Source organism: Streptomyces sp. NH27, from assembly GCF_056859195.1.
Genome location: NZ_JACEGK010000239.1, coordinates 1 through 11446 on the forward strand (window position 1 = coordinate 1; position 11446 = coordinate 11446).

Below are 11446 nucleotides of genomic sequence, written 5' to 3' on the forward strand. Positions count from 1 at the left end.
CCGCTGGGCCGAGCGCGACGGCACCTACGACGACCTCGTCGCCCAGCGCTCCCAGGCCCTGTCCATGTTCCCCAGCCGCCAAGCCTGACACCCCCTCACCCCATGAGCGCCACCCCCACCGCCCGACGGTCGCCGCCTCGGCCGCGGCAGGGTTGCTACTCAAGGGGGCGGAACCGGAGCGACACGGACCGACGGTTCGCGGTCGGCGGTGGTGGCTACAGGTCGCCGACTGCGGCCGTCGCCGCGAAGCGGACGACGCAGCTGCGGATACGGTCGAGGAACTCCGGCAGGTCGTCGGCGATGTGGTCGAACTCCCCGTCGTCCACGGAGGCGGTGCGGGAACGGTGGATCGCGCCGCCCCAGTCGGCGACGTAGCGGATTCCCCCGCCGTTCGAAGCGATCACCATCCCGTGGGGGTCGTCGGCCAAGGGGATGAAGACGGGGCCTTCCTCCGCGAGCGTGTCGAGGACGTGGCGCGCCGAGTGGACGAAATAGCCGTTGCCCACGTCCGGAAGCGCCACCTCCCCGAACGACTGGTAGAACGTCCGCATTTCCGGAAAGCCCAGCATTTCCCGGCCGTAGTCGCCGGCAGCAAGGAGATCCTCCGCACCGGCGACCCGGACCTCGTTCGTACCCGGCGTGTAGCCGTAGGTCTCCTCGAACGTCAGGGTCATGGTGCCTACCGCATCCATGATCTCGTCACGCCACTGTGACAACCACGCAGACGAGTACGGGAGTTGATCCATGGCCGGATCATGCCACTGCCACTGCCACTGCCACTGCCGCCGTCGGCGCGGATCGCCGACCTCACGCCGGGTGCGTGACTCGATGGTCTGTTCGCGGTGGGTTCGCGGGCCGTCGGTCCTGGCATGACATGGTGCCGGTGTCGCGTCGCTGTCGTCGGCGGGTCAGTAGATCATCCGGAGGATGACCGCGGCCAGGTCGTCCACGGCGCGTTCCCGTTCGTCCGTCGGCAGGTCGACGATCTCCGAGATCCTCTGGTCGCGGACGACCGCCACCATGCGCGCGAGCGTGGCGGCGTCGCCGTTCTCGGGGGCGAGGCCGGCGGCCCGGTCCCGCCGGATCTTCTCCGCGACGCCGTCCACGAACCGCTGCTTCGCGCGGCCCACGAACTCCTCCAGCGGCGCGTAGCCGGCGGCGAACCCGCCGGGCATCGTGCAGGCGAGGACCCCGCTGTTCTCCTGCCACATCTCGGCCACCCGCAGCAGCTGGTCGCGGAGCTCCGCCGGGCTCGGACCGCTGCTGGCGAACCACCCGTGGGTCTGGCCGAAGCGTTCCCACACCTGCTCCATCAGCGCGGCGAGCACGGCCTGCTTGGTCGGGAAGTAGAAGTAGAAGCTGGTCCGGGAGATTCCGGCCGCGGCGGTGATGTCGTCGATGGTGATGTCGGCCATCGGACGCTCGGTGACGAGGCGCCGCGTCGCGTCGAGAATCTGCTCCTCGCGCAACTCGCCCTTGCTCGGTCGGCCGCGCCGCCTGACCGGGCGGCTACCGGTGTCTGATGCCATTGCCCCACCCTAGCGCCCTGCCACTACTTATCGACGGCCGTCGGCAATAATCGACAGGTGTCGAGTTTGGCGGCTATGGTTCACCCATGCCTGATGAACGAACATCGACCGGGGCCAAGCCGGTGGTCTCGGCGCGCCTTGTCGTGGTGACCATGGCGGCGGCGGTCTTCCTCCTCTCCATGATCCAGACCCTCGTGGTCCCGGTGCTGCCGGAAATCGGTACGCAGCTGGGCGCATCGGCCACCGCCGTCGGCTGGGTCACGACCTCGACCATGCTCACCGCCTCCGCCGTGACGCCCCTGCTGGGCCGGATCGGCGACGTCTTCGGACACCGGCGGGTGGTCATCGCGGCACTGGTCGTGACGCTGGCCGGCAGCCTCCTGGCCGCCGTCACGCACAGCATCGAACTGCTGATCGCCGGGCGTGTCCTGCAGGGCGCCAGCTTCGGGCTCTTCCCCCTCGCGATCAGCGTCCTGCGCCAGGCGCTGCCGAGGGAGAAGCTCACCGGCGCGATGGCGATCACCGCCTCGGCACTGGGCGTCGGCAGCGGAATCGCGCTCGTCGCGACCGGCCTGCTGACGCAGGGCGGCGCCGACTACCGGCGGATCTTCTGGCTCTGCGTCGGCATGACCGTGGTGGTGCTCGCGCTGTCCGTGATCGCGATTCCGCGGCTGTCCGGCCAGGGCGGTCGGGTCGACTACCGGGGAGCGGTCGTCCTGGGCGTCGGGCTGGTCTGCCTGCTCCTGCCGCTGTCCCAGGGGCACACGTGGGGGTGGGGCTCGGTCAAGGTCGTCGGGCTGTTGGTCGCCGCGGTCGTGGTCCTGGCCGGCTTCATCGTCCTGCAACGCCGAACGCGCGAACCCCTCGTCACGTTCGACCTGCTGGTCCGGCGCCCCGTATTCGCGACCAACCTGGCCGCGCTGTGCATCGGCTTCGCGATGTTCAGCGTCTTCCTCGGCGTGACGTACTTCGTCGAGACTCCGAACACGGTCGCCGGCTACGGCTTCACCGCGTCGATTCTGCGCACCAGCGTCGTCTTCATGCTCCCCGGTGCGATCGTCTCGATGTTCACCGGACCGCTGGCCGGCCGGCTCGTCGCCCGAATAGGCCCGCGGCTGGTCCTGCTGCTGGCCTGTGTCGTCGGTCTCGTCGGCATGGCACTCCTGGCAGTGCTCCACGGCACGACCGCCGAGGTCATCGTCGGAATCATCATCTGCAACGCGGCCATCTCCATCGCGTACTCGTCGATGCCGACGCTCCTGGTCATGAACGTCGGCCCGCACGAGACCGGGGTGGCCAACTCGATCAACTCCATCATGCGCACGGTGGGCGGCGCCGTCGGCAGCGCGCTCGTCGTCACGATCCTGGCGAGCCAGGTCGCCACCCACCGGCTGCCCACCGGTCCGGTCACACTTCCGACCGAGAGCGCCTTCGTCTGGACGTTCGGTCTGGGCGGGCTGTTCTTCCTGCTCGCCGCGCTGCTGGCCCTGTTCGGCATCCCGCGTACGACCGGCAGCCGGCTCACGGTCGTCGAGGAACGCGAGGAGGAGGCGCTCAGCCTCGCCGGTGAGTTCGCGTCCTCCTCGATCGACGTGAGCGAGCCGACCCCCGGGCGCGGCTGACCGCCACGCCCGCACGGACCGCACGGGGGCGCCGTCGACGCGATGACGGCGCCCCCTCGGCCGGCACCGCCCGCACCGCCCGGAAGCCCCTACGCCAAGCCCACCGAAACGACCTCGGACACGCGCTCAGGCGCTGCGCTGACGGCTGTTGAGAGGTCCGCTCGATGGGTGGCCGCCGGTCGAGTGGCTGCTCGCGGCCGAATCGCCGGATTCCAGGCCGGGGGCCCGAGCGCGGGGCGAGACCGCAGACTGCTTCGGTCGTCGATGTGAACAGCGGGGCGGGGCGGCCCTACTGCCGGGCAGGACCGGTCCCGCAGCCGACGGTCGGTCACCGTGCCACGACGAGCAGATCGTCGGTGCCGGCGACGACCATCCCGGCGCACTGGACGGCCACCACGGCAATCTCCTGCCTCGCACCGGACGTACACGAATCTGTCTGTGTGGAGAGGCAGCGGAACAGGACCGTTCGAGTGGGTGCCATCGATCTAGGGTTTTCTCGTAAACGCTGGCCGAGCAACGGGTCATCGTACGGAAACGCCGCTTTATTCGCGGTGAGTTGAGGAGGAATCCTGTGTCATCGCCCTGCGACCCCCAGTACGCCCCCGCGGGAGATGTGGGCACGGCCCTTATGATGATCGACTCCCGGCTCAAAGCCGTCTACGCCGAGAACATCGGGATCGACCCTGAACAGCGGGTTCTGATCGACCAGTTCACCGCGTCGATGAGCCCCAAGGAAGCCGATGACGTGCTGGACGGCGCCTGCACGCTCATCTACATGTTCATGCGGTGGCTGCGGGCCGCATACGACGACCACGGGAAGGACGTCATCGAGTGCGTGGTGCCCGACCTCGTGGGCACGATGCGCATGATGCCCAAGAGCATTCGCCCTGAGACCATCCCCACCATGGCCGGCCTGGTGATCGCCGCGGCCACCGGTCTGGGCCCCGGCCTGTGGCGCAAGCAGTACGGCTACTGGACGAAGAACGAGATGACGCCCCTGGAAGCCACCGCCTTCCTCCTCGCGGAGCGCATCAACCACCTCACCGACGACCGCGAGTTCGCCACCCGCCTCATCAGTGACGCGCTGACCAGCGTGGACATGGATTGACGGGCAGCCGCGCCAGGCGAGCACCTGAGTCCGGCACCGTGGGCCGGCGCCAGAAGGCGGTTGACGTCCGTGTCGCTGTAGCTGAGGCGCTGGTCCGCTGAACCGGTGGCGGGCCCGGGAGTCGCCGAACCTCTGTGCCGCCGCCCCCCCTTGTGTCGCTGAACCGTCCTACCGCCGAACGGCACTCGGTTCAGCGGCCGTTCGGCGTCATTCCCAGCCCGCCGGGCCCGAACAGCGCACCGGCCAGCGCCGGACCCGGCCCCTGCTGCCGGACGGCACACCCTCCTCCAACGCCTCGGTCAGGGCGAGCAGCGCGGCCCGGTCCTGTTCGGCCGCTCCGCCCGTGCCCGCGCTCGCGCCGGTCGATATGTCCCGCAGCAGCACCACGGCCGATCCGCGCACCTCGCGCACCCCCAGCACCCGGAAGGGGGTGCCCGGCGAGAAGACGACCTCGTCCGCGGCCTCCGCGCCGCTGTCGGTGCGGGGCTGCGCGCCGCCGCGTTGCAGGCGGGCCCGTCGCCCGTTCTCGGACCAGAGGGCGTACCGGGTGGTCGCCGCGGGCCCGCGCAGGTTCGCGGTCAACGCGCTGACCGGGCCGGGGGAGCGCAGCAGTCGGCCGGGGACGGTACGCTCGGGCACCAGCGCGTCACCGCTCCTGAACACGGGACCCCGGTACGGCATGATGCGGCCCAGACCCGACGCGAGGCACGCGGCGTACGGCAGTAGGCGCGGGTCGCCCGCGCGCACGGCGGCGCCGAGCGCACGGTGGCCGAGCGGGCCGTCCGACGTGGTGAGGTACAGGTGAACGGCCAGCGCGTCGACGGGATTGGGCGCCCACTCGCCCATCTCCTCCGTGACCGACCGGGCCAGCATCCGCTCGACGGCTTCCTCCTGCTTGCGCCACGTGTCGTCCGGCACCAGTGCCCGGAACGCCTCTCGCTCGGCCGCGGAACTGCGGTACCCCAGGCCGAACAACGGCATCAGCACCGGCCAGCGCACGGCGGGCGGTGCGGCCGCCGGGGGAGCCGGAGCCGACGGTGCGGCGGTCGGCGGTGCGGACTTCGGCGGTGCGGCGGCCAGCGGTGTGGCGGTCGGTGGTGTGGACTTCGGCGGTGCGGCGGCCGGCGTTACGGACTCCGACGGCACGGACTCCGGGGGCGCAGCACCCGTCGGTGGCTGCCCCGGTACGGGCCGGGGCGCGGCGCCGTCACCGTGGGCCGGGGGCGTTGCGGACGGCGCGGCGACCGGGCGCACGGCACTTCGCGCGTCGGGCGGGGGACGGGACGGGGCCGGCGGAGCCGGATACCGGGCGGTGTCCGGTGGCTCGCCGGAGACCTGTGGGCGGCGTGGCCCGGGGGGCGCGGGCGCCGGTGCGGCGCCGTTCACCTGAGTGGTGCCCGGTGCCGAGACATGGGGGCGTGCCGGAGCCGGTGTCGGCGCCGCCTGTTGGGCACCCGGGGGCCGTGGCGGCGCGGGCCGGGCGGGAAGCCTCGGGCCGGGCCGCTGCCCCGGCGGATCGGGAGTCGGTCCGGCCGGGAGCGGCCGGGGAGACAGTGGGGGAGCCGGTCGGCGCGCGGCGGGCCGGGGCGGCTTGGTCCGCAGCCGCCTGACGCCGTGTTCGGACAGCACCCGGCTCAACTCGCGTGCCTGCTCGGTGCCGCAGTCGCCGTAGAGGTGGAGCACCGCGCGTTGCCGTACCGCCGGGCTGAGCGCGGCGAGCAACGTGCGGAGGGCGGGCAACGCCGAGGTCCCGAGCGGTTGGCCCGGTGTGCCCAGCTCGATCGCGGGCGCCTCGGCGTCCACCGGGCGCTCGGCGAGTGCGGTCGGCGTGCCGCTCACCCGGGTGACCCGCAGCCCGGCCCTGGTCACCGCGACCTGCCAGGAGTCGGAGAGCCGCAGCACCCCGGTCCGGGCCGAACCGACGCCCCGCAGCGGGGGCTGCCAGCGCAGCAGCAGGGGCGGTACGGCCGGGCCGTCGCCGCGCGGACGGCACACGACCGCCTCGACGAAGGGGCGCCACGCCGGTGTCCCGTCCCGCCCGATCAGCACGGTGCGCACCTGGTGCGTGTCGCCGTCGGGCGTCAGGCCGTCGGTCATCAGCGGCGAGCCGGTCAGCACCTCCACCTCGATGCCGAAGGTGTCCGCGGCCAGTTGCCCGGCCGCGAGCAGGTCGCTGTTGCCGCCCGGCGCGAGCCGGACCGCCAGCCGTATCGGCGGCGGCAGCAGCGCCAGGGCATCGACGACGTCGTGCGGGGTCAGCTCGACCTCGTCGCCGGGCCCGCCCACCAGCACCACCGGCCGGTCCGGGCCGACGGGTACGGCGAACGCCAGTTCGCCGGGCAGCGGTGCCGGCGCGTCCAGCGGGCGCAGCGCCACCCCTGCCGGAATCCGGTGCACCGCGGTCTCCCCGGTCGCGGTCCCCGACAGCCGGTCCAGGTCCGCCTGCCACGAGGGCGCCGGCAACTGCCGTCCCAGCAAATCGGGTTCACCCTCCGGCGAGAACCGCCACCAGCCGCGGTCCCGGCCGGTCCCGTCCCCGCCCTCGGTGTCCTCCGGGGGCCGCGGCACGAACAGCGAGCCGCCCGGCACCAGCAGGGCCGCCCCGTCCGGCGCGACCACCCGTATGCCCCAGCGTTCGACGATCCGGCGTGCCATGGCGGGCCGGTCCCCGCGGGCGGTGGCAGCGTGCGACAGCACCAGCAGCACCTCGCGGAAGGAGCCGGGCCGCTGGCTGTCGAGCACCTCCGCCAGGCCCGCCCAGGCCCGTTCGCTCTCGGTGCCCACCACGACGGTGACCGTCGTGGAGTCCTGCGTGGCCATGGCGTAGCCGAGTTCGGCGATCGACATCGGGTCGGGGGCAGGCTCGCCCACCGTACGCACCACATGGACGCCGTCGATCTCCTCGACGTGGATTCTGTCCGGGTCCACCGCGTCCACCGTGCCGGAGCCGGGCCCGGCTCCCCCCACCTCGCCCGCCGCCTCGGCACCGGCCGGGTCCCGCCGTCCCCCGTCCGCCCCGCGGCGCGGACGCGTGCCGATCCACCGTCGCACCAACCGTCACCGCATCCTGCTCGCCGATATGTACCCAAGAACGCGATCATCGCGTGATTCCGCACAGTAACGCAGCTGTATGACTTCCCGCCGAGACCGGGGCCACACCGGCCGCAACCACCCGACGTCCCCTACCAGAGCGTTAGTTGGGCCACATCCGCACCGGCCGCCCGACGGGGCAGGCATGCCGCCGGGCGCGGCGGAGTGGCCCAGTGACGCGGCTCCGTGCGTCGTCGCCGCAGCGCCTGGCACGGCCGAGCCCATCCGGCAACGGCGGAGGCCGGCGCCCGCGGCTCCACGACGTGAACGCCGGCCGTCGCGTGCCCCGTTGACACGCCCGCCGGCTCCCTCAGCCCTCCGCCGCGGGGGAGTCGAGGCCGTGGACTCGGGTGCCCAGGGCGCGGCGGGAGACCTCCGCTTCCATGGCCGGGCCGAACACGGCGCCGTGCGGGGCGGGTTGCGACGTGCCGCTTCGGAGGGCCGCGGCGTGCTCGGCGTCGGCCGTCAGCAGATCCATGTTGATCGCGGCCGCCGCGCCCACTCCCGCGGCGGCGGCAGCCGGAACGCCCGCGATCACGTCGCTGACGTTCCCCGCCGCCCAGATGCCCGCGACTCCGGTGAACCCGGCCTCGTCCACGGCGAGTTGCTCGCCCACGCCCCTGGGATGGTCCCGCAGCGGCAGGCCCAGGCCGTCGAGGAAGCCGGCGCGCGCGACGAAGTAGGGGGCGACTGCCAGGTGGCGGACCGGCACCACCACTCCGGACGCGAGCAGCACCCCGGCGAGACGATCCTCGTCGTCGATCCGTAGACCGGTCACCGGCTCGTCGACCACCGCGACGCCCAGCGCGGCCAGTTGCTCCCACTGCTGTTCGGTCAGTTCGGTGCCGGTGTGCCGGAACAGGGTGACGTCATCGGACATCTGACGGAACATCAGGGCCTGGTGGAAGCTGCCGAGCACGCCGATCGACGTGTCGCGGACCTCCCAACCGTGGCAGTACACGCAGTGATGGACATCGCGGCCCCACCGCTCGGACAGCCCCGGTACGTCCGGCAGTTCGTCGACCAGGCCCGTGGCGACCAGCAGCCGCCGCGCCCGTACCTCCTGCGCGTCCTGCGTGCTCACGCGGAGGCCGGCGCCGTCGTGTTCGACCCGGGTGACGCGGCCCGCGACGACCCGGCCGCCGTACGAGGCGACCTCCTCGCGGCCGAGTCGCAGCAAGTCCAGCGGGGAGATCCCCTCGCGCCCGAGCAGGCCGTGCACGCCCACGCGTTCCGCCGGGGCGTTGCGCGGCTCGCCCGCGTCGATCACCAGCACCGACCGGCGCACCCTGGCCAGGTTCAGCGCGGCCGACAGACCGGCCGCCCCACCCCCGATCACCACGACGTCCCAGGTCGTACCGTCCACACGTGTCATCTCTCGTTCGCTCATGCCCCCACCCTGCGGCCGGGCCCGCGGTATGGGCAAAGCTGTGTGCCGTTTCGGCAAACGGCAGACCTGCGCGTCCCGCCGCGAGGCCGGGTGCCGGCGCTACGACGAGCCCACGCCGGACGCGTCACGAGTGCTCTGCGGCGCGGCCTCCTGCGTCGCGGGCGCCCCGAAACGGGCCAGGTAGTGCCACACCTTCTTCAGGTCCCGCGGGTCGTGCTCGCCGCCGGCGGCCGCCGCCGCGAGGACCGCCGGATCGAGCCGACCGTCGACCGCGATCCGCGCGCCCAACTCCACGAACCGCGGCCCCCGATAGCCGGGATGGCGCCGCAACTCCGCCACGGTGAGCCGGAATCCGGCGTGCCACTCCAGCCGGCACGGCAGCGCGCGGGCCTGCTGCTCGACCGCGGTACCCCGGTAGCAGAAGTCGAGCACGAGGGCCTCGACATCCCGCTCCAGCAGGACCGGACCGTGCACCTGGGCTTCGACGTAGTCGTCGAGGGCGTCCTTGCCGTCCGCCGCGGCCAGCGCGATCAGCGCCATCCGGCTCGCGACGCCGAAGTCGGAGGGCTCGCAGAAGCTGTCCGGGTAGCAGACCGTGGTCCGTGCGACGGCGCCGGCGGTCAGCCGGAAGTGCGCCGAGCCGAACCGCGGCGCCCCGCCGGTGGAGCGGCGGCGGAAGTCGAGCGCGCCGTACACCGGCCGCTGTTCGGGCGGCGCGTCGTCGTAGGCCCCGCCGAAGATCCGGCTCTCCCAGCGCCACCGGTCGCCGCCCGGATACGCCGTCAGGCCGCCGTTGCCGGTGCCGGTCACGAACTGCGAGCGGTACACGCCGTCGGCGGCCAGCCGGGCCAGGATCGGCAGGCCGCCGTGCGCCCGGTCCGGGTGGAAGTTGAGCGTCACCCGCAGCCGCGGGTCGACCGGGGCGCCGGTGGAGCGGGCCTCGACGTGCCGTAGCGCCCGCTGTGCGGGTGTGGGCGGCAGGTCCCTGATCGTCACCCCCGTAGTCTGCCGGGCCGGCCGCCGCACGCAAGGGAATTGTCCGGCCGGCGGGGGCTTCCGACGGCTCCGGACGGCGTCCGGGTGGCATCCGGCAACTTACGGCGGATTACGACAACTTGCGGCGGCTTACGGCGGCGGCAGCCCACGCCCTGACGCCCGGCCCCCGACGCATCTGCGGCCGTACCCGCCGACGAGCCGGGCCGGGCATCGCCAAACCAGGTGCGCCCGGCGGCCGCGTTCGCCAGACTCGGCGCCATGAGTTCGAAGATCACCCGCGTCAACCCCGACCAGCTCCACCCGACCCCCGGCTACCACCACATCACCGTCGTCGAGGCCGGCCGTACCGCATACCTCGCCGGGCAGTGCCCGCTCGACCGCGACGGTTCGCTGGTCGGCCCGGGGTCGCTCGACGCCCAGATCGACCAGGTCGCCGCGAACGCGCTGGCCGCCCTGGCGGCCGTCGGCGCGGAACCGGCGGACGTCGTCCGCTCCGTCATCTACGTGTGCACCGACGCGACCGACGTCCTCGGCGGCGCCTGGCGCCGCCTCACCGCCTCGGCCATCGGCCCGGCGTTCACCACCGCGAGCACGCTGCTCGGCGTCAGCCGGCTCGGCTTCACCGGACAACTGGTCGAGGTCGATCTGACCGCGGCGCTGTCCTGACCGGCGGGCGGTACGTTCACCGGATGAACAGCCAGGTCCGGGCCTGGTGCATGCGCCACGCCGCGCGTGCCCAGGCCCTCACGCGGTCCGCGGTCTACCCGTCCTCGCGGTCGGCGAGTACCTCGTCCAGGGAGCGGCGGTGCTCGGCGGCCAGCGCGGGATTGCTGTCGTGGTGCTCCGCGATGCTGATCAGGGACTTCCACACCAGCCAGCCCCGGGCCCTGGCCCAGGTGTCGCGGTCGTGGCCGACCGCCGCGCGGAACGCCGCCCTGCTGCGGCCGCCGAACATCGTCCACGCGATGACGAGGTCGCACGCCGGATCGCCGACCCCGCAGGTGCCGAAGTCGATGACCGCGGCCAGCCGGCCGTCCCTGACCAGCAGGTTGCCGTGGGCGATGTCGCCGTGGAACCACACCGGCGGCCGCTGCCACTGGCTGGTCAGCGCCTCGTCCCACAGCCGTTCGGCCCGCTCGGTGTCCACCCGGCCGCGCAGCGCGGCCAGCGCCCGCCGCGTCTCGTCGTCGTAGTACGCCGGCGGCGCGCCGCGGTGGGCGCTGTGCGCTCCGGCCGCGGGGCCCCCGGTGGTGTCGGCCTGCTGGAGGGCGCGGAGGAATCCGGCCAGCGAGACGGCGAACGCGGTCATGTCGCCGATCCGCTCCGGCCGCGCGGGCCGGCCCTCAAGCCAGCCGCGCACCGACCACGGGTACGGGTAGCCGCAGCCCGGTTCACCCGTCGCGAGCAGGGGCGGCACCGGAAGCGGCAACTTCGGCGCGAGGACCGGCAGCCAGCGGTTCTCCTTGTCCACCGCGGGCACGTAGCCCTCGGCGGTCGGCAGCCGCACCGTCATCGTGTCGCCGAGGCGGTAGGTCCGGTTGTCCCAGCCGTCGACGGGCACCGGGGTCACCGGCAGCCCGGCCCACTGCGGGAACTGCGCGGCGATCAGCCGCCGCACCAGCGCCGCGTCGATCCCGGCCCGCCCGTCGGCGCCCGGCGCGTCACCGCCGGACCCGTCACCGCCGGACCCGTCACCGCCGGGCCGGGCGCC

Annotated in this window: 9 protein-coding genes and 1 pseudogene; 4 read left to right on the top strand and 6 right to left on the bottom strand. The window is 73.3% G+C overall.

What is annotated here, in order from left to right; translation table 11 throughout:
* Window positions 1–88 (top strand): annotated as a pseudogene (locus tag AC13HU_RS20165) (oxidoreductase); the annotation flags it as partial.
* Window positions 89–215: 127 nt separating this feature from the next.
* On the opposite strand, the gene AC13HU_RS20170 reads toward AC13HU_RS20165, so the two are convergent.
* Both AC13HU_RS20170 and AC13HU_RS20175 read right to left on the bottom strand, forming a co-directional pair.
* Entirely contained in the window at window positions 216–746 is a 531-nt protein-coding gene (locus tag AC13HU_RS20170) for a hypothetical protein (RefSeq protein ID WP_483043300.1), read from the bottom strand.
* Window positions 747–908: 162 nt separating this feature from the next.
* Window positions 909–1529 carry a TetR/AcrR family transcriptional regulator gene (locus AC13HU_RS20175; RefSeq protein WP_483043301.1) on the bottom strand — a complete coding sequence of 207 codons (621 nt, stop codon included), beginning with the start codon at window positions 1527–1529 and terminating at the stop codon, window positions 909–911.
* 86 nt (window positions 1530–1615) lie between these two features.
* Here AC13HU_RS20175 and AC13HU_RS20180 point away from each other — a divergent pair, with 86 nt between their 5' ends.
* Entirely contained in the window at window positions 1616–3151 is a 1536-nt protein-coding gene (locus AC13HU_RS20180; protein ID WP_483043302.1) for an MFS transporter, read from the top strand.
* Window positions 3152–3722: 571 nt separating this feature from the next.
* Window positions 3723–4259 carry a hypothetical protein gene (locus tag AC13HU_RS20185; protein WP_483043303.1) on the top strand — a complete coding sequence of 179 codons (537 nt, stop codon included), beginning with the start codon at window positions 3723–3725 and terminating at the stop codon, window positions 4257–4259.
* Window positions 4260–4466: 207 nt separating this feature from the next.
* On the opposite strand, the gene AC13HU_RS20190 is transcribed toward AC13HU_RS20185, so the two are convergent.
* The 3 genes from AC13HU_RS20190 to AC13HU_RS20200 all read right to left on the bottom strand — a co-directional run bounded on the left by AC13HU_RS20190 (window position 4467) and on the right by AC13HU_RS20200 (window position 9729).
* Window positions 4467–7187 carry a hypothetical protein gene (locus tag AC13HU_RS20190; RefSeq protein WP_483043304.1) on the bottom strand — a complete coding sequence of 907 codons (2721 nt, stop codon included), beginning with the start codon at window positions 7185–7187 and terminating at the stop codon, window positions 4467–4469.
* A gap of 472 nt (window positions 7188–7659) precedes the next feature.
* On the bottom strand, window positions 7660–8739 hold the full coding sequence (locus AC13HU_RS20195) for an NAD(P)/FAD-dependent oxidoreductase (protein WP_483043305.1): 1080 nt from the start codon (window positions 8737–8739) through the stop codon (window positions 7660–7662).
* Between the two features lie 99 nt (window positions 8740–8838).
* The gene (locus tag AC13HU_RS20200; protein WP_483043307.1) at window positions 8839–9729 is read right to left on the bottom strand and encodes a DUF3626 domain-containing protein; all 891 of its coding nucleotides are present in this window, start codon (window positions 9727–9729) and stop codon (window positions 8839–8841) included.
* 264 nt (window positions 9730–9993) lie between these two features.
* Between AC13HU_RS20200 and AC13HU_RS20205 the strand changes: the two genes are divergently transcribed.
* On the top strand, window positions 9994–10401 hold the full coding sequence (locus tag AC13HU_RS20205) for a RidA family protein (protein WP_483043306.1): 408 nt from the start codon (window positions 9994–9996) through the stop codon (window positions 10399–10401).
* Between the two features lie 94 nt (window positions 10402–10495).
* Here AC13HU_RS20205 and AC13HU_RS20210 read toward each other — a convergent pair whose 3' ends face one another.
* Window positions 10496–11368 carry an aminoglycoside phosphotransferase family protein gene (locus AC13HU_RS20210; protein ID WP_483043308.1) on the bottom strand — a complete coding sequence of 291 codons (873 nt, stop codon included), beginning with the start codon at window positions 11366–11368 and terminating at the stop codon, window positions 10496–10498.
* Window positions 11369–11446: the final 78 nt, after the last annotated feature.

What these genes read in the sequence shown, in the direction of transcription:
- AC13HU_RS20175 (WP_483043301.1), bottom strand. Translation starts at nt 1,529, where the DNA reads ATGGCATCAGACACCGGTAGCCGCCCGGTCAGGCGGCGCGGCCGACCG.
- AC13HU_RS20180 (WP_483043302.1), top strand. Translation starts at nt 1,616, where the DNA reads ATGCCTGATGAACGAACATCGACCGGGGCCAAGCCGGTGGTCTCGGCG.
- AC13HU_RS20195 (WP_483043305.1), bottom strand. Translation starts at nt 8,739, where the DNA reads ATGAGCGAACGAGAGATGACACGTGTGGACGGTACGACCTGGGACGTC.
- AC13HU_RS20205 (WP_483043306.1), top strand. Translation starts at nt 9,994, where the DNA reads ATGAGTTCGAAGATCACCCGCGTCAACCCCGACCAGCTCCACCCGACC.
- AC13HU_RS20170 (WP_483043300.1), bottom strand. Translation starts at nt 746, where the DNA reads ATGGATCAACTCCCGTACTCGTCTGCGTGGTTGTCACAGTGGCGTGAC.